This window comes from Streptomyces sp. NBC_01445 (genome assembly GCF_035918235.1).
GTDB lineage: Bacteria > Actinomycetota > Actinomycetes > Streptomycetales > Streptomycetaceae > Streptomyces.
On the sequence record NZ_CP109485.1, the window covers coordinates 4,632,147 to 4,649,981 of the forward strand.

The window sequence follows — 17,835 nt, forward strand, 5'->3', positions numbered from 1 at the left end:
GGACCACTCCACGCCCAGGGTCGGCCGTCCCGCAAGATGGACCGCACACAGGGAGGAACCGTCATGCCCGTACTTCGGACACTGCTGGCGATACCCCTGGCAGCAGCCCTGTTCTGTATGTTTCCGGGCAGTTCCACGACACTCGCGGCCCCGGCCACGGACGCCACTCTTCCGTTGCTGGTCACGGAGGGCAAGGCCCCCGCCGCGGCGCTGCTCGCCCGCGAGGGCAGGACGACACGCTTCGTACGCACCGGCCCCACGATCCGCCGCACCGACCACTTCCGGGCCGGGAGCATCACGAAGTCGTTCATCGCAACGGTCGTGCTGCAACTCGCCGCCGAACACCGCCTGCGCCTCTCGGACACGGTTGACGATCACCTCCCGGGTCTCCTACGTGACCACGCCGTCTCCCTCCACTCGCTTCTCACCCACACCAGTGGCCTGCCCGACTTCACGGCGCGCACGCACGGCAAAATCCCGGTATCCCCCGGAACCGCCGTACGCCTGGCCGAGGCCGACCCGCCGAAGCCCCGCGGCCACTGGTCGTACTCGAACACGAACTACGTCCTGCTCGGCATGGTCATCGGCCAGGTCACGGGCCACTCGTACGCGACCGAGGCCCGCCGCCGCATCATCGAACCGCTCCACCTCACCGGTACGTCGTTCCCCGGCACTCACACCGGCCTACCCACCCCGCACGGCCGCGCGTACGACGCGAAGGGCCGCGACGTAACCATCCTGAACCCACGCGTGGCCGGCGCCGCAGGCGAACTGATCTCCACCCTCACGGACCTGAACCGCTTCTACACGGCCCTCCTGAAGGGCGTCCTCCTCCCGCCACGCCAACTCGGCACGATGCTCAACACCCGCACCGCGCAAGGCCGCTACGGCATGGGCCTCTACCCGACGAAACTCCCCTGCGGACTGACGGTCTGGGGCCACAACGGCCGAATCGAAGGCAGTTACGTCCGCACAGCGGCAACGAAAACGGCGTCGAGAGTCATCACGTTCCGCACCGACACAGCCACGGTGACGAACACCCCCCAACTGGAACGCCGCCTATTGACGGCAGAGTTCTGCGAACCCGACACCTAAAGACGAGCACGCCGTTTCAGCCCGCCCGGCGCCTGAGGACAGGCCAAGCCCGAACCCCCAGCCCGTCCGGCGCTTGAGGACGAGCCCGAACCCCCAGCCCGTCCGGCGCTTGAGGACGAGCCCGAACCCCCAGCCCGTCCGGCGCTTGAGGACGAGCCCGAAGGGCGAAGGGGGGTCTGGGGGCACAGCCCCCAGCGCAACCCCGGCCCACCCCATCACAGCGGCACAATATCCGGCGCCCCCAATCGCGCCGCATCGGCCGAGAGGTCATCAGGTTGACGCTGAGACTCCCGCTCAGCCTGCACCCGCTTCTCGTAATGCTCCACCTCACGCTCGATCTGGTCCTTGTCCCAGCCGAGCACCGGAGCCATCAGCTCCGCCACTTCACGCGCACACCGCGTCCCCCGGTCGAACGTCTCGATCGAGATCCGCGTGCGCCTCGTCAGCACATCGTCGAGATGCCGCGCCCCCTCGTGCGAGGCGGCGTAGACGACCTCGGCCCGCAGATAGTCGTCGGCGCCGGTGAGGGGCGCGCCGAGCCCGGGGTCGGCAGCCACCAGGTCGAGCAGCTCCTCCGCCAACGACCCGTACCGGTTGAGCAGATGCTCCACCCGCACCACATGGAGCCCGGTCCGCGCGGCGATCCTCGCCCGCGCGTTCCACAGCGCGTGGTAGCCCTCGGCGCCGACCAGCGGAACGTCCTCGGTGACGCAGTCGGCAACGCGCTGGTCGAGCCCGTGCACCGCCTCGTCGACGGCGTCCTTGGCCATGACCCGGTACGTCGTGTACTTGCCGCCCGCCACGACGACGAGCCCCGGCACGGGGTGCGCCACCGTGTGCTCGCGCGAGAGCTTGCTCGTGGCGTCGGACTCACCGGCGAGCAGGGGCCGCAGGCCCGCGTAGACCCCCTGGACGTCGTCGCGCGTGAGGGGCACCGCGAGCACCGAGTTCACATGCTCGAGCAGATAGTCGATGTCGGCGCTGGAGGCCGCGGGGTGCGCCTTGTCGAGGTCCCATTCCGTGTCCGTGGTGCCCACGATCCAGTGGCGCCCCCACGGGATCACGAACAGGACGCTCTTCTCAGTACGCAGGATGAGCCCGGTCGTCGAGTTGATCCGGTCCTTGGGCACGACGAGGTGAATGCCCTTGGACGCGCGCACGTGGAACTGGCCCCGCTCGCCCACCATCGCCTGCGTGTCGTCCGTCCACACGCCCGTCGCGTTCACGATCTGGCGGGCGCGGATCTCGTACTCCCCACCGCCCTCCACGTCCTCGACGCGGGCGCCGACGACGCGCTCGCCCTCGCGCAGAAACCCCGTCACACGCGCCCTGTTGGCGACCTTCGCCCCGTACATCGCGGCGGTCCGCACCAGCGTCGCCACGTACCGCGCGTCGTCCATCTGCGCGTCGTAGTACTGCAACGCACCCACGAGCGCGTCCTTCTTGAGCGCGGGCGCGACCCGCAGTGCGTGACGCCGGCTCAGATGGCGGTGCATGGGCAGTCCGCGCCCGTGCCCGCGCGCCATCGACATCGCGTCGTACATGGCGACGCCCGAGCCCGCGTACAGCCGCTCCCAGCCCTTGTGCTGGAGGGGATACAGGAACGGGACCGGCTTCACGAGGTGCGGGGCGAGCCGCTCAAGGAGCAGCCCGCGCTCCTTCAGCGCCTCGCGCACGAGCGCGAAGTCGAGCATCTCGAGATACCGGAGCCCGCCGTGGATCAGCTTGCTCGACCGGCTCGATGTGCCGGAGGCCCAGTCCCGCGCCTCGACCAGGCCGGTGGACAGACCGCGGGTCGCGGCGTCGAGCGCGGTTCCCGCGCCGACCACCCCCGCGCCCACGACCAGGATGTCCAGCTCCCGCTCGGCCATTCCCGCGAGCGCCTCGGCACGCTCCGCCGGTCCCAGTGTCGCTGTCCTCACTGCTACCTCCCGCTGTCGGTCAGTCGGCGTCGGTCCAGTCGGGCCCACCGGTGTCACCTGTTCGGTGCGCCCCCGCTCTCATTCCCCATTCACCGATTCTGACCGCCGTGCACGACTTCAGCCACCACTCACCCGCAGCCTGTGGACAACACTCCCGGATTCCCGGCCCCGCAATACCGCATAACGGTCATATTTACTCCTAGTCTGACATTGCGCTCGTCCATCTTGTCCACAGGACTTGCGCTCCCCTCCCGCTCCGGCTATTGGGAAGGACGGCCCACTTCCATGCCCGCAGATCTCGCCGTCATCGGACTCGGTCACCTCGGCCTGCCCCTCGCCCAGGCCGCCGTCGCCACCGGCATCGCGACCATCGGCTACGACCCCGCACGCGCCACCGACCTCGCGGCCGGCCGCCTCCCCGGCGACGGCGCCGAGGGAACCCTGACCGCCGCCGACATCCGCCGGATGCTCTCGGGGGGCTTCCGGCCGACCGCCGACCCCGTCGAACTCGGCCGCGTCCGCACCGCCGTCATCTGCGCCCCCGCGCCACTCGGCGCGGACCGCTCCCTCGACCTCGCGCAGCTCACCGACGCCACGCGCGCCCTCGCCGCCCGCCTGCGCCCCCACACCACGGTGATCATCGAGACCCCGGTCGCCCCCGGCACCACCGAAGGCGTCCTGCGCCCCCTCCTGGAGGACGGCTCGGGGCTGCGCGCCGGCCGCGACTTCCACCTCGCCTACTCCCCCGGCCGCCTCGACCCCGGCAGCCGCACGCACGCGTACGCCACGACCCCCAAGGTCATCGGCGGCCTCACCCCCGCCTGCACCGAGTCCGCCGCCGCCTTCTACGGCCGCCTCTCCGACAAGGTCGTACGCGCGCGTGGCCCACGCGAGGCCGAGACCGTCCAGCTCCTGGAGACCAACTACCGCCACGTCAACATCGCCCTGGTCAACGAGATGGCCGTCCTCTGCCACGACCTGGGCGTCGACCTGTGGGACGTCATCCGCTGCGCCGAGACCAAGCCCTTCGGCTTCCAGGCGTTCCGCCCCGGCCCCGGCGTCGGCGGCCACGGAGTGCCCCAGGACCTCTCACGCCCGCCCCTCCCGGTCCGCCCCCTGCGCATGGTGGAACTGGCCCAGCAGGTCAACCACCACATGCCGCAGTACGTGATCCAGCGCGCCGCCACCCTCCTCAACGAACACGGCAAATCGGCCCGCGGCGCCCGCGTCCTGCTCCTCGGCGTCACGTACAAGCCCGACGTCGCCGACCTGGAGGGCACCCCCGCCCATGAGATCGCCACCCGGCTGATGCAACTGGGCGCGGCGGTCAGCTACCACGACCCGCACATCCCGTCGTGGAACGTCCTCGGCCACCCCGTCCCCCGCGCGGACTCCCTCTACGAGGCAGCCGCCGACGCCGACCTGACGATCCTGCTTCAGCAGCACCGCACGTACGACCTCCAGGGCCTGTCCGTGAAGGCCCAGCTCCTCCTGGACACCAGGGGCGCCACCCCGACAGGCGCGGCCCACCGCCTGTAGAGGCCCTCCACGAAGAGCTGTACCGGCCCTCTACGGAGACCTGTAGCGGCCCTCTACGGAGATGGGGCCCGCACCGAACCGGTGCGGGCCCCATCTCCGTAAAACTGCGTCAGCGGCGGTGCTGCGAGTCCGCCACCGTGACCTCGACCCGCTGGAACTCCTTGAGCTCGCTGTAGCCGGTCGTCGCCATGGCGCGCTTGAGGGCGCCGAAGAAGTTCATCGAACCGTCCGGGGTGTGCGAAGGCCCGGTGAGGACCTCCTCCGTCGTACCGACGGTCCCGAGGTCGACCTTCTTGCCGCGCGGCACGTCCTCGTGGACGGCCTCCATGCCCCAGTGGTGGCCCTTGCCGGGCGCGTCCGTGGCGCGCGCCAGCGGGGAGCCCATCATCACGGCGTCGGCGCCGCAGGCGATGGCCTTCGGCAGGTCGCCGGACCAGCCCACGCCACCGTCGGCGATCACGTGCACGTACCGGCCGCCGGACTCGTCCATGTAGTCACGGCGGGCGGCGGCCACATCGGCCACGGCGGTCGCCATCGGCACCTGGATGCCCAGCACGTTGCGCGTGGTGTGCGCGGCGCCGCCACCGAAGCCGACGAGCACACCGGCCGCGCCGGTGCGCATCAGGTGCAGCGCGGCCGTGTACGTGGCGCAGCCGCCCACGATGACCGGCACGTCGAGCTCGTAGATGAACTGCTTCAGGTTCAGCGGCTCGGCGGCACCGGAAACGTGCTCGGCGGACACGGTGGTCCCCCGGATCACGAAGATGTCGACGCCCGCGTCCACGACCGCCTTGGAGAACTGGGCGGTGCGCTGCGGCGACAGCGCGGCGGCGGTGACGACACCGGAGTCGCGCACCTCCTTGATGCGCTGCCCGATCAGCTCCTCCTTGATGGGAGCCTCGTAGATCTCCTGGAGGCGGCGTGTGGCGCTCTCCGTGTCCAGCTCGCCGATCTCGTCGAGGAGCGGCTGCGGGTCCTCGTAGCGGGTCCACAGGCCCTCGAGGTTCAGCACGCCGAGGCCACCGAGCTCCCCGATCCGGATGGCGGTGGCCGGCGACACGACCGAGTCCATGGGAGCGGCCAGGAACGGCAGCTCAAAGCGGTAGGCGTCGATCTGCCAGGCGATCGAGACCTCCTTCGGGTCGCGCGTACGGCGGCTCGGTACGACGGCGATGTCGTCGAAGGCGTACGCCCGGCGGCCGCGCTTGCCGCGCCCGATCTCGATCTCAGTCACGTGTGTGGCCTTTCCCTCTGCGTTTCAGCGCCTTCCAGTATCCCCGACATACGCGCCAGGGGCGGCCCCGGGAACCCCGGGACCGCCCCTGACCCTGTCTTCGACTGTCGGCGACTACTTGCTGCGGCTGTAGTTCGGCGCTTCGACCGTCATCTGAATGTCGTGCGGGTGGCTCTCCTTGAGGCCCGCGGACGTGATCCGGACGAACCGGCCCTTGGTCTCCATCTCGTCGATGGAGGCGGCACCCACATAGCCCATCGTCTGGCGCAGGCCGCCGACGAGCTGGTGCAGCACGTTGGCCAGCGGGCCGCGGTAGGGCACCTGGCCCTCGATGCCCTCGGGCACGAGCTTGTCGTCGGAGGCGACCTCGGCCTGGAAGTAGCGGTCCTTGGAATACGACCGGCCCTGCCCACGGGACTGCATCGCCCCGAGGGAACCCATGCCGCGGTACGACTTGAACTGCTTGCCGTTGATGAACATCAGCTCACCCGGGGACTCCTCACAGCCCGCGAGAAGGCTGCCCAGCATCACCGTGTCGGCACCGGCGGCGAGCGCCTTGCCGATGTCGCCGGAGTACTGCAGACCGCCGTCACCGATGACCGGGACACCGGCGGCACGCGCGGCGAGAGCCGCCTCGTAGATCGCGGTGACCTGCGGGACACCGATACCGGCGACCACGCGCGTGGTGCAGATGGAGCCGGGGCCCACACCGACCTTCACGCCGTCGACACCGGCGTCGATCAGGGCCTGCGCGCCGTCACGCGTCGCGACGTTGCCGCCGATGACGTCGACGCCGACGCTGGACTTGATCTTCGCCATCCAGTTCAGCGCGTTGCTGTTGTGTCCGTGCGACGTGTCGACGATGAGGAAGTCCGCGCCCGCCTCGGCCAGCGCCTGAGCGCGCTCCAGGGCCTCAGGGCTGGCGCCCACCGCGGCACCGACGAGGAGGCGGCCCTCGGCGTCCTTCGCGGCGTTCGGGTACTGCTCGGCCTTCACGAAGTCCTTGACCGTGATGAGGCCCTTGAGGACGCCCGCGTCGTCGACCAGCGGAAGCTTCTCGATCTTGTGGCGGCGCAGCAGCTCCATGGCGTCGACGCCGGAGATGCCGACCTTGCCGGTCACGAGCGGCATCGGCGTCATGACCTCGCGCACCTGCTGGCTGCGGTCGGACTCGAACGCCATGTCGCGGTTGGTGACGATGCCGAGCAGCTTGCCCGCCGGGTCGGTCACCGGGACGCCGCTGATGCGGAACTTCGCACAGAGCGCGTCGGCCTCGGCCAGCGTCGCGTCCGGGTGCACGGTGATCGGGTCGGTCACCATGCCGGACTCGGAACGCTTCACGAGGTCGACCTGGTTGACCTGGTCCTCGATCGACAGGTTGCGGTGCAGCACGCCGACGCCACCCTGCCGCGCCATGGCGATGGCCATGCGGGACTCGGTGACCTTGTCCATCGCCGCCGACAGCAGCGGAATGTTCACGCGCACGTTGCGGGAGATGCGGGACGAGGTGTCGACCGCGTTCGGGAGGACCTCGGACGCGCCCGGCAGCAGCAGCACGTCGTCGTAGGTCAGCCCGAGTGTCGCGAATTTCTCGGGCACTCCGTCGACGTTTGCAGTCATGACACCTTCCCCAAATGGCCTTGATCGGTGCGGATGTCCATGCTAACGGGATCTGGAGGTGTCTCATTCCACGATCAAGATCACCAAGCAGATTTGTACGTTCACACGTGCGCAGCCCGCGCCCTGCACAGGGGGAGTACCACGCGCGCGTGGCGCGTCTCACTCATCAGGTCACTGCTTGGGGCGCTGCTTGAAGCACTGCTCTGCTCGCACTCGCTGTTTCGGCTCGCTGTTTCGGCTCGCTGTTTCGGCTCGCTGCTTCGGCTCGCTGCTTCGGCTCGCTGTTTCGGCTCGCTGCTTCGGCTCGCCGCTTCGGCTCGCCGCTTCGGCTCGCCGCTTCGGCTCGCCGTCTCGGCTCACTGCTCGGCGAGCGCCCGCAGTCGGCTGAGTGCGCGGTGCTGGGCGACACGGACGGCACCCGGCGACATGCCGAGCATCTGTCCCGTCTCCTCGGCGGTGAGGCCGACGGCGATACGGAGCAGTAGCAGCTCGCGCTGGTTCTCCGGAAGGTTGGCGAGGAGCTTCTTCGCCCACTCCGCATCGCTGCTGAGCAGGGCCCGCTCCTCCGGTCCGAGCGAGTCGTCGGGCCGCTCCGGCATCTCGTCGGAGGGCACGGCGGTGGAACCGGGATGCCGCATGGCGGCGCGCTGCAGATCGGCGACCTTGTGCGCGGCGATGGCGAAGACGAACGCCTCGAAGGGGCGCCCGGTGTCCTTGTAGCGCGGCAGCGCGAGGAGCACCGCGACACAGACTTCCTGCGCGAGATCCTCCACGAAGTGCCGTGCGTCACCCGGCAGTCGGGTCAGACGGCTGCGGCAGTAGCGGATCGCGAGGGGGTGGACGTGCGCGAGAAGGTCGTGCGTGGCCTGCTCGTCGCCCTCGACGGCGCTGTGGACCAGTGCACCGATGGCTCCTGGGCCGGCTGCCTCGTCGTCGCGCATCGGTCCATGGTGCCTTGGCGGCGTCCGGTCCGTGGCACCGCGTCCGTAGTTGTGCACTGAAGCGTTATGAGTAGGTGCGCCGGAACTCATCTCGTGCGCCCTCCCCTTCCGCTCGACCGACTCGCCCCTGAGGAACTCCACAACTCAAGGATGCGGCATGTCCGGCGAAACGAGGACCGGCGGCCGTCCGCAGCCCCGTCCGCCCTGGGGCGGACGGGGATCGCTGTGCCCCCGCGGCGGCGCATCGTGGGCCTTAGCGGACAAGGCCCCAGCGGAATCCGAGCGCCACGGCGTGCGCGCGGTCCGAGGCGCCGAGCTTCTTGAAGAGGCGGCGTGCGTGCGTCTTGACCGTGTCCTCGGAGAGGAAGAGCTCGCGCCCGATCTCCGCGTTGGACCGGCCGTGGCTCATGCCCTCGAGCACCTGGATCTCACGCGCCGTGAGCGTCGGCGCCGCACCCATCTCGGCCGACCGCAGTCTGCGCGGCGCGAGCCGCCACGTCGGGTCGGCGAGCGCCTGCGTGACCGTGGCACGCAGTTCGGCGCGCGAGGCGTCCTTGTGCAGATAGCCGCGGGCACCGGCCGCGACGGCGAGCGCGACACCGTCCAGGTCCTCGGCCACGGTGAGCATGATGATGCGCGCACCGGGATCGGCGGACAGCAGCCGCCGGACCGTCTCGACGCCACCCAGACCGGGCATGCGTACGTCCATCAGAATCAGGTCCGAGCGGTCGGCGCCCCAGCGGCGGAGTACTTCCTCGCCGTTGGCCGCGGTCGTCACGCGCTCCACGCCGGGGACGGTCGCGACCGCGCGGCGGAGCGCTTCTCGGGCAAGCGGGGAGTCGTCGCAGACGAGGACGGATGTCATGACCGTCCTCCGCAGCTGATGCGCGTCACCTTGGGCCTCCAGGCTGGTACGAATCGTCACCTGTGCGGTCGACGCTCTCGGACACATGCCCGAGCGCTTGTTCTTTCAACCGCCTCCGCACTCTCAACGACGGTCACCCGAAAGAGTTACGGGTTCGGCGGTCTGCTTCGGCACTCTACGTGAGGGACCGGATACAGAGCAGTCGGCGCAAGCGACCCACAAGGTTTCGCCACAAGGCATGCCCCATTTAGCCGTTTTTCTTCACTTTCAGTGGTGTCTGAGGCTAGATTCGTAATGAGTCATATTTTCATCTCCTTAGACAGTAGATGTACGGTTCTTGGGCACCGTATCCGCGTCAGAACGGCTACAAGGGGACACAGCAATGGCAGATTTCTCCCGCCTTCCCGGACCGAACGCAGATCTATGGGACTGGCAGCTCCTCGCGGCTTGCCGCGGGGTGGACAGCTCGCTCTTCTTCCATCCGGAGGGGGAGCGGGGAGCGGCGCGCAGCGCGCGCGAGAACTCGGCCAAAGAGGTTTGCATGAGGTGTCCGGTGCGCGCGGAGTGCGCTGCTCATGCGCTCCAGGTGCGCGAGCCGTACGGCGTGTGGGGCGGGCTGACCGAGGACGAGCGCGAGGAGCTCATGGGCCGCGCCCGCAACCGGCTCGTCGCCGCCGCACCGGCGTCGGCGGGCGGCGCCCCGCCCGTGGTGAACAACTGACGGAAACGTTTCTTCACGGTGGGCACGCAGTGGCGTGCCCGCGGGCTTGTCAGGGCCCGATCACGGGTTCGTCAGGGCCCGATCAGCGGGCCGCGGCCCGCGCCAGGTGGTCGAGCGTGGCTGCCACGGCCGGCACCTGGGCCAGGTCGGGCAGTGTGAGGGCGACGATCTCGCGCTGCACAGCCGGCTCCACCGTCACTGTGCGTGCACCCTTGGGGCGTACGGATTCGATGGCGAGTTCCGGCAGGACCGCCACACCGAGGCCCGCGCCGACCAGGCCGATCACCGCCGGATAGTCGTCGGTCGCGAAGTCGATGCGCGGCGTGAATCCCGCACCCTCACAGACCTCCACCAGCTGCCGGCGACAGCGCGGGCAGCCCGCGATCCAGGGCTCGTCGGCCAGCTCGCCGATGGAGACCGCGTCGGACTTGGCGAGACGGTGCCCCTCAGGGACCAGGCCGACGAGACGGTCGGCCAGCAGCGGACGTACGACGAGGTCGTCCCAGTCCTCCGCCGCCTGCGCCCCTTCTCCCACCCGTCTCCCACGACCGCCCTCGTCCTGAGACGCTTCGCGCCGCCCCTCGTATCTGAAGGCCAGAGCCACGTCGCAGTCGCCCTCGCGCAGCATCTCGACCGAGCGCGGCGGCTCCGCCTCCACGAGGGAGACGCGGGTGCCGGGGTGCGCGGCGCGCAGGGCGGCCAGCGCAGTGGGGACGAGCGTGGAGCTGCCGCTCGGGAAGGAGACGAGGCGGACTCGGCCGGCGCGCAGGCCCGCGATGGCAGCGACCTCTTCCTCCGCCGCGGTCAGCCCGGCCAGGATGCCCGCCGCGTGCCGCACCAGGGCTTCACCCGCCTGGGTGAGGCGCATTTCGCGGCCGGTGCGGATGAGGAGCGGGGTGCCCGCCGAGGATTCGAGGGCCTTCATCTGCTGGCTGACCGCGGGCTGGGTGCAGCCGAGCTCGCGGGCGGCCGCCGAGAAGGAGCCGGTGGCGGCAACGGCGCGCAGGACACGGAGGTGACGGGCCTCGATCATTCCTCAAGCATAAGGGAGCCTTGGATGCAGCGGGAAATATTGCGTCGACGCTTTGGCGCCACGTCGCTTAGCGTGCCGTCATGAAGCTTCTGTCTCTGAATGTGGGTCGCCCCGAGGCCAGCGAGCACACCGACCAGGCCGAGGGGGTGACCGGAATCGACAAGCAGGCGGTGCCGGGCCCCGTCCGGGTGGCGGCGCCCGGGCCCAAGGGGGTCGGCGCAAGCGGTCTCGAAGGGGACGCCGTGTGCGACATGCGCCATCACGGCGGCGACGACCAGGCGGTCTACGCCTTCGCTCGCGAGGACCTCGACGAGTGGCAGGGGACGCTCGGCCGCGACCTGCGCAACGGCTCGTTCGGCGAGAACCTCACGACCGAGGGTGTCGACGTGACGGGCGCGAAGATCGGCGAGCGCTGGCGCGTCGGCTCCGACCTGGTCCTCGAGGTCGCCTCCGGCCGGATCCCCTGCCGCACGTTCCAGGGCCACCTCGGCGAGAAGGGGTGGGTCAAGCGTTTCACCGCGCGGGCCGCCCCGGGCGCGTATCTGCGGGTGATCGAGCCGGGCGCGATCCGGGCGGGCGACACGATCGAGATCGTGCACCGGCCCGACCACGAGGTGACCGTCGCCTTCCAGTTCCGCGCCGTCACGACCGAGCGGGAGCTGCTGCCGCGGCTGCTCGTCGCAGCGGACGCGCTCGACCCCGAGGCCGTCGAGACGGCTCGTATGTACGTGGCCAAGTACGGAGACGGGGGCGCGGGGGGCGACGCGACGCAGGGGTAGAGCGGGCCTGGCCGCGTGGCGGTAACGGACTTGGTCCGCACGGCGGTTGGGGCCTGGCCGCACGCCGGCCGCGACACTCGCCAGACCACGTGCGGGGGCTCCCGAGCGTGGTCATGCCCACGGCGGTCACCGGGGGTGTCCGGCGGATCATGGCCGGGGCCCCCTAGCCTGGCCCCATGACTACCGCTCTGATTACGGGATCCACCTCGGGGATCGGTGCCGCGTTCGCGCGCCGGCTCGCCGCGGACGGCCACGACCTCGTCCTGGTGGCGCGTGACACCAAGCGGCTGCGGGAGCAGGCCACCGAGCTCCACGACCGGCACGGCATCGAGGCCGAGGTGCTCACGGCGGACCTCGCCACCGACGAGGGCATCGGCGCGGTCGAGGCACGGCTGACCGACCGCAAGCGTCCGGTGGACCTGCTGGTCAACAACGCGGGCTTCGGCAACAAGGGCCAGTACCTGGAGGTCCCGCTCGCCGACGAGTTGACGATGCTGAAGGTGCACTGCGAGGCGGTCCTGCGGCTCACGTCCGCCGCGGTGGCGCCGATGCGTGAGCGCGGCAGGGGCGGCGTGGTGAACGTGGCGTCGGTGGCGGCGTTCGTGCCGCGCGGGACGTACGGCGCGTCGAAGGCGTGGGTCGTGCAGTTCACGCAGGGCGCGGCACGGGACCTGGCCGGCAGCGGTGTGCGGCTGATGGCGCTCTGCCCGGGCTTCGTCCGTACGGAGTTCCACGAGCGGGCCGCGATGGGCACCGACAACATCCCCAAGTGGATGTGGCTCGACGCCGACAAGCTGGTGGCGGCGGCGCTCTCCGACCTGGCGCGCGGCAAGTCGCTGTCGATCCCGGATCCGCGGTACAAGACGCTGATGGGCGTCGTGAAGCTGGCGCCGCGCGGGCTGCTCGGCGGGGTCACGGCGAAGACGGGTCGCAAGTACGGGCCGCAGTAAGGCGCGGCGGGTTCGGGGCCGGGGCAGGGAGGGCCTCGGCCCCGAACCCGATCCCGCCGGCTCGTTACACGGCGGTGGGAAGATAGGGCTGTCCGGACCTTACGCAGGGGGCTCAGGGGGGCCGGAGGCGGCGTCATGACGTTTGTGCAGGTCATCGACTGCAAGACCAGCCGATTCGACGAGATGGACCAGCTCATGGACACATGGGCGGAGAAGACCCAGGGGAAACGGACCGCGACACACAGCGTCATCGGCAAGGACCGGTCCGACGACACCCACTTCATCGAGATCGTCGAGTTCCCGTCGTACGAGGAGGCGATGCGGACCTCGAAGCTTCCCGAGACCGACACGATCTTCCGGCAAATGGTCGCCCTCTGCGACGAGATGCCCACCTTCACCGATCTGGACGTGGTGCGGGACGAGCAGTTGTACGCGGGCAACGCGCGCCGGTTCTTCGAGACGGTCGCCACCGAGGGTGAACTGCCGCCGCTCGACGGCCTGCTCGCGGAGGACTACCACGGCCACGATCCCGGCAACGTGACGGACACCATCGGTCTCGATGCGACGCGGCGCGAGATCGAGATGTACCGCGGCGGGTTCGACTTCGAGTTCACCGTCGACGACCAGATCACCGAAGGCGACCGGGTGTGCACGCGGTGGACCTTCAGCGCCGAGCACAACGGCAACTTCATGGGGATCCCGGCGACGGGCAAGCAGGTCACGATGACCGGCGCGACCATCTTCCGGTTCCAGGAGGACGGGAAGATCGTCGAGGGCTGGTGGCACGAGGACCGGCTGGGGCTGATGGCCCAGCTCGGCGCGCTCGACGAACTCGAGGGCTGACCGGCGGCCGTGTCGCGGGGTGCAACGCCGAGGCCCGGCCCCGCGACAAGCGCGGAACCGGGCCTCGTACGAACAGGCGCCAGTGCGACCGGCGCCGCACTAGATGCTCAGTGCACTAGTGGGAGTGGCCGTGACCGCCGGCCTCGGGCTCCTCCTCCGCCGGCTTCTCGACGACCAGGGTCTCGGTCGTGAGCAGCAGCGAAGCGATGGACGCGGCGTTCTCCAGGGCGGAGCGGGTGACCTTGACCGGGTCGATGACGCCGGCCTTGACCAGGTCGCCGTACTCGCCGGTCGCGGCGTTGAAGCCCTGGCCCTTGTCGAGCTCGGCGACCTTCGAGGTGATGACGTAGCCCTCGAGGCCGGCGTTCTCGGCGATCCAGCGCAGCGGCTCGACGGCGGCACGGCGCACGACCGCGACACCGGTGGCCTCGTCGCCGGTCTTGTCGAGGTTGCCCTCGAGGATCTTGACGGCGTGCACCAGAGCGGAGCCACCACCGGAGACGATGCCCTCCTCGACCGCGGCGCGGGTCGCGGAGATGGCGTCCTCCAGACGGTGCTTCTTCTCCTTGAGCTCCACCTCGGTGGCGGCGCCGACCTTGATCACGCACACGCCGCCGGCGAGCTTCGCGAGGCGCTCCTGGAGCTTCTCGCGGTCCCAGTCGGAGTCCGTGTTCTCGATCTCGGCCTTGATCTGGTTGACGCGGCCCTCGACGTCACCCTTGACTCCGCCACCGTCGACGATCGTGGTGTCGTCCTTGGTGATGGTCACGCGGCGGGCGGTGCCGAGCACGTCCAGACCGGCCTGGTCGAGCTTGAGGCCGACCTCCTCGGCGATGACGGTGGCACCGGTGAGGGTGGCCATGTCGCCGAGCATCGCCTTGCGGCGGTCACCGAAGCCGGGCGCCTTGACGGCGACGGCGTTGAACGTGCCGCGGATCTTGTTCACGACCAGGGTCGACAGGGCCTCGCCCTCGACGTCCTCGGCGATGATCAGGAGCGGCTTGGAGCCACCGGCCTGGATGACCTTCTCGAGCAGCGGCAGCATGTCCTGGATGGAGGAGATCTTGCCCTGGTTGATCAGGATGTACGGGTCCTCGAGCACGGCCTCCATGCGCTCCTGGTCCGTCACGAAGTACGGAGACAGGTAGCCCTTGTCGAAGGCCATGCCCTCGGTGAAGTCCAGCTCGAGCCCGAAGGTGTTGGACTCCTCGACGGTGATGACACCGTCCTTGCCGACCTTGTCCATCGCCTCGGCGATGAGCTCGCCGACCTGCGAGTCCTGGGCGGACAGACCGGCGACAGCGGCGATGTCGGCCTTGTCCTCGATCGGGCGGGCGGTCGCGAGGAGCTCCTCGGACACGGCCTTGACCGCGGCGTCGATGCCCTTCTTCAGGGCGGCCGGGGAAGCGCCGGCGGCGACGTTGCGCAGGCCTTCCTTGACCAGGGCCTGGGCGAGCACGGTGGCGGTGGTGGTGCCGTCACCCGCGATGTCGTTGGTCTTGGTCGCCACCTCCTTCACCAGCTGGGCGCCGAGGTTCTCGTACGGGTCGTCGAGCTCGACCTCGCGGGCGATCGTGACACCGTCGTTGGTGATGGTGGGAGCGCCGAACTTCTTGTCGATGACGACGTTGCGGCCCTTGGGGCCGATCGTCACCTTGACCGTGTCGGCAAGCTTGTTGACGCCGCGCTCGAGGGCGCGACGGGCGTCCTCGTCGAACTTCAGGATCTTCGCCATGGAGCTGTTAGTCCTCTCGAACGAACTGCGCCCCCGACGCCCGGCATGCTGAGAAGAGTCGCAGCTGAGTAGCGGGGTGCCAGGGGCGCAGAACTAAAACAGTGGGTGAATTACTTCTCGACGATCGCGAGCACGTCGCGAGCCGAGAGGACGAGGTACTCCTCGCCGTTGTACTTCACCTCGGTGCCGCCGTACTTGCTGTACAGCACGATGTCGCCGGTCTGCACGTCGAGCGGCAGGCGCTCGCCGTTCTCGAAGCGACCCGGACCAACGGCGAGGACGACGCCCTCCTGGGGCTTCTCCTTCGCGGTGTCCGGGATGACCAGGCCAGAGGCGGTGGTCTGCTCGGCGTCGAGCGGCTGGACCACAATGCGGTCCTCGAGCGGCTTGATGGCAACCTTGGAGCTGGTGGTCGTCACGATCCGACCTCCCCCTTCGGAGATCACGGGGTTAACTGTCTGAGGTGGCGACCAGGTGGATCCGTCGTCGCGGGTGCCGGACCTGCCCGTCGCTATTGGCACTCTCCAGTGGGGAGTGCCAGGGCCGAGACTATGACTGCGATTAGCACTCGGTCAAGCGGAGTGCCAATTCAGTGAGGGCGAGTCCTCCGCACGGCCCCTCCGGCGCGTCCGCCACAGCCCCTCCGGCCCATCCCTCACAGGTAGTTCTCGAGCCTCCCCACCGTGAACCCCTGGGCCTGGATACGGCGCAGCAGCCGCACCGTCGTCCCGGTGAGCGTCGCGCCGTGCGGCCCGGCACGGTCAGCGAGCCGGGCCCGGACGATGTCGCCGGGACGCAGCCGGTCCCCGTCACTCAGGTCCTCGCCCCGCGTCGAGGCGCGCCACAGGACGACGGCGTCGACCCCGCAAGTGGCGGCCGCGCGCAAGGTGTCCTGGTCGTACTCGCCGAAGGGCGGGCGGAAGAGGCGGGGGCGGGTGCCGAACGGGTTCTTCAGCCGGTCCTGCTGGCCGCAGATCTCGGCGTGCTGCTCGGCGTACGGGAGCGAGCGCAGAAAGTGGTGGTTCAGGGTCTGGTTCTGCACACCCGCGCCGAGGGCCCGCAGCGTGCCGAAGCGGTCGTGGCCGGGGCCCGCGACGCCGTCCGTGAGGAAGACGCTGACGGGCAGCCTCAGGTCCCGGACCATGTCAGCGAAGTGCGGGTCGCGGTCCACGCCGTCGTCGAAGGTCAGGAAGACGACGCGGTCCTTGGTCCGGACGCGGTCCACGACGGGCGGGAGTGTGTGCGAGCCCCGGCCGGCCGCGTGGCGTGCCGGAGGTCTCGGCGCCGGGGCGAGCGGCGCGGAGAGCCCCCAGCGGCGATAGGCGTCCGGAGTGACGCCGCCCTGAGGGGAGTGGAGAGGCGCGGCGTGACCAGGCCCCCCAGCCGCCTCCCCGGCGCCGAGCGCGCCCCAGGACGACCCGCGCCCCACACCGACGGCCGGTGTGGCCGTCGGTTCCGGGTGGCGCGAGTGGCGGACCTTCTCGGCCGCTTTCCTGCTGAGCCGCTCGATCGGGTCCACGGACGGGGCGCACCCGGTGAGCAGCGCGGGTGCGAGGACACCGGCGGCCAGGGCGGCGGCCAGCAGTCGCCGCGGCCAGGTGCGCGCGGGGGCCCGTCGCGCCCGCACGGACCTCACAGGTAGTCCTCCAGCCGGGCCACCGCGTACCCCTTGTCGGTGACGTACTTCATGAGCCGGCGGACCATGTCGGGCATGGTGCCCTTCCACTCCCCGCGGCCGCGGAAGTGGCTCAGGATGATGTCGCCGGGGTGGAGGTCCTGGTCCACCTCGCGCCACTCGACGTGGTCGACGAACATCTCTTCGTTCCAGATCGGCGCGTACTTGATCCCGCAGGACTTGGCCGCGCGCAGCGTGTCCCGGTTGTAGTTGCCGTAGGGCGGGCGGAAGAGGACGGACCGCTTGCCGTACTCCTCCTCCATGATGTTCTGCATGCCGCAGATCTCGCGCTTCTGCTCCGCGTAGGACAGCCCGGGCAGGTAAGGGTGCGTCAGCGTGTGGTTGTTCAGGGTGACGCCGCGGGACTGCATCTTCCTGAAGTAGTCGTAGTTGTCCTCCACCAGGTAGTTGCTGAGGAAGGCGGTGTACGGGATCTTCAGGTCGCTCATCATCTTCAGGAACGCCGGGTCCTTCTCGGAGCCGTCGTCGATGGTGAGGAACACGACCTTGTCCTTGGTGGGCACGGTCGTGAAGACGGGCGGCAGGTCCTCCTGGCCGCGGACCTCGAAGCCCTTGCGGGCCCTGATCACCGGCTTGTCGGCGGGCGGGGGCGGCGCGAGGAGCGGCGGCTCGGCGAGGCGCCACTTCTTGGCCATCGCGACCCGGGCGGCGCCCAGCTTGCCCGCGTAGGAGTCGAGGGCGCGGCCGCCGGGCGGCCCGTGGAGGGGCTGCTGGCCGGGCGCCGGCCGGACGGCCTCAGCGCCGACGGGCGCGGCGCACCCGGAGGCGACCGCGCAGGCGGCGAGCACAGCGATGCAGGCCCGCGTACGGCCGTGCCGGACCCCTCGGCCCAGCGTCCCCTTCATGGCCCTTTTGTCGTTTT

At 70.0% G+C, this 17,835-nt stretch carries 16 protein-coding genes; 6 read left to right on the top strand and 10 right to left on the bottom strand.

The genetic code is table 11. From position 1 onward, the window contains the following. Window positions 1–63 precede the first annotated feature (63 nt). A complete protein-coding gene (locus tag OG574_RS20950; RefSeq protein ID WP_326774489.1) occupies window positions 64–1,095 on the top strand; it encodes a serine hydrolase domain-containing protein in 1,032 nt (343 codons plus the stop codon). A gap of 215 nt (window positions 1,096–1,310) precedes the next feature. Here OG574_RS20950 and OG574_RS20955 read toward each other — a convergent pair whose 3' ends face one another. Then, window positions 1,311–3,017 (bottom strand): glycerol-3-phosphate dehydrogenase/oxidase, encoded by a 1,707-nt coding sequence (locus tag OG574_RS20955; RefSeq protein ID WP_100594836.1) that lies wholly within the window; start codon window positions 3,015–3,017, stop codon window positions 1,311–1,313. A 285-nt stretch (window positions 3,018–3,302) separates the two neighbouring features. On the opposite strand from OG574_RS20955, the gene OG574_RS20960 reads away from it, so the two are divergent. After that, the gene (locus OG574_RS20960) at window positions 3,303–4,556 is read left to right on the top strand and encodes a nucleotide sugar dehydrogenase (protein ID WP_326774490.1); all 1,254 of its coding nucleotides are present in this window, start codon (window positions 3,303–3,305) and stop codon (window positions 4,554–4,556) included. 109 nt (window positions 4,557–4,665) lie between these two features. On the opposite strand, the gene OG574_RS20965 is transcribed toward OG574_RS20960, so the two are convergent. The 4 genes from OG574_RS20965 to OG574_RS20980 all read right to left on the bottom strand — a co-directional run bounded on the left by OG574_RS20965 (window position 4,666) and on the right by OG574_RS20980 (window position 9,216). Next, the gene (locus OG574_RS20965; RefSeq protein WP_100594838.1) at window positions 4,666–5,790 is read right to left on the bottom strand and encodes a GuaB3 family IMP dehydrogenase-related protein; all 1,125 of its coding nucleotides are present in this window, start codon (window positions 5,788–5,790) and stop codon (window positions 4,666–4,668) included. Between the two features lie 114 nt (window positions 5,791–5,904). Beyond that, window positions 5,905–7,410, bottom strand: a complete 1,506-nt coding sequence (gene guaB / locus OG574_RS20970; RefSeq protein WP_326774491.1) for an IMP dehydrogenase — start codon at window positions 7,408–7,410, stop codon at window positions 5,905–5,907. Between the two features lie 356 nt (window positions 7,411–7,766). Continuing rightward, window positions 7,767–8,351: a sigma-70 family RNA polymerase sigma factor gene (locus OG574_RS20975; protein ID WP_324903690.1), complete on the bottom strand. Its 585-nt coding sequence runs from the start codon at window positions 8,349–8,351 to the stop codon at window positions 7,767–7,769. A gap of 253 nt (window positions 8,352–8,604) precedes the next feature. Further along, a complete protein-coding gene (locus OG574_RS20980) occupies window positions 8,605–9,216 on the bottom strand; it encodes a response regulator transcription factor (protein ID WP_003948568.1) in 612 nt (203 codons plus the stop codon). Between the two features lie 382 nt (window positions 9,217–9,598). On the opposite strand from OG574_RS20980, the gene OG574_RS20985 reads away from it, so the two are divergent. Then, window positions 9,599–9,937 carry a WhiB family transcriptional regulator gene (locus tag OG574_RS20985; protein ID WP_100594840.1) on the top strand — a complete coding sequence of 113 codons (339 nt, stop codon included), beginning with the start codon at window positions 9,599–9,601 and terminating at the stop codon, window positions 9,935–9,937. 82 nt (window positions 9,938–10,019) lie between these two features. Here OG574_RS20985 and OG574_RS20990 read toward each other — a convergent pair whose 3' ends face one another. Continuing rightward, the gene (locus OG574_RS20990) at window positions 10,020–10,970 is read right to left on the bottom strand and encodes a LysR family transcriptional regulator (protein ID WP_326774492.1); all 951 of its coding nucleotides are present in this window, start codon (window positions 10,968–10,970) and stop codon (window positions 10,020–10,022) included. An 80-nt stretch (window positions 10,971–11,050) separates the two neighbouring features. On the opposite strand from OG574_RS20990, the gene OG574_RS20995 reads away from it, so the two are divergent. The 3 genes from OG574_RS20995 to OG574_RS21005 all read left to right on the top strand — a co-directional run bounded on the left by OG574_RS20995 (window position 11,051) and on the right by OG574_RS21005 (window position 13,542). Beyond that, a complete protein-coding gene (locus tag OG574_RS20995) occupies window positions 11,051–11,749 on the top strand; it encodes an MOSC domain-containing protein (protein ID WP_326774493.1) in 699 nt (232 codons plus the stop codon). Window positions 11,750–11,925: 176 nt separating this feature from the next. Continuing rightward, on the top strand, window positions 11,926–12,699 hold the full coding sequence (locus tag OG574_RS21000) for an SDR family NAD(P)-dependent oxidoreductase (protein ID WP_100594843.1): 774 nt from the start codon (window positions 11,926–11,928) through the stop codon (window positions 12,697–12,699). 135 nt (window positions 12,700–12,834) lie between these two features. After that, on the top strand, window positions 12,835–13,542 hold the full coding sequence (locus OG574_RS21005) for an ester cyclase (protein ID WP_326774494.1): 708 nt from the start codon (window positions 12,835–12,837) through the stop codon (window positions 13,540–13,542). A 115-nt stretch (window positions 13,543–13,657) separates the two neighbouring features. Here the strand turns inward: OG574_RS21005 and groL are convergent, their stop codons facing one another. From groL to OG574_RS21025, 4 genes are all read right to left on the bottom strand, one after another. After that, the gene (gene groL / locus OG574_RS21010; RefSeq protein WP_326774496.1) at window positions 13,658–15,277 is read right to left on the bottom strand and encodes a chaperonin GroEL; all 1,620 of its coding nucleotides are present in this window, start codon (window positions 15,275–15,277) and stop codon (window positions 13,658–13,660) included. Window positions 15,278–15,387: 110 nt separating this feature from the next. Next, complete coding sequence (groES, locus tag OG574_RS21015) at window positions 15,388–15,696, bottom strand: co-chaperone GroES (RefSeq protein WP_073810087.1); 309 nt, start codon at window positions 15,694–15,696, stop codon at window positions 15,388–15,390. 236 nt (window positions 15,697–15,932) lie between these two features. After that, a complete protein-coding gene (locus OG574_RS21020) occupies window positions 15,933–16,904 on the bottom strand; it encodes a polysaccharide deacetylase family protein (RefSeq protein ID WP_442816929.1) in 972 nt (323 codons plus the stop codon). 5 nt (window positions 16,905–16,909) lie between these two features. Continuing rightward, window positions 16,910–17,818, bottom strand: a complete 909-nt coding sequence (locus tag OG574_RS21025; protein ID WP_326774498.1) for a polysaccharide deacetylase family protein — start codon at window positions 17,816–17,818, stop codon at window positions 16,910–16,912. Window positions 17,819–17,835 lie beyond the last annotated feature (17 nt).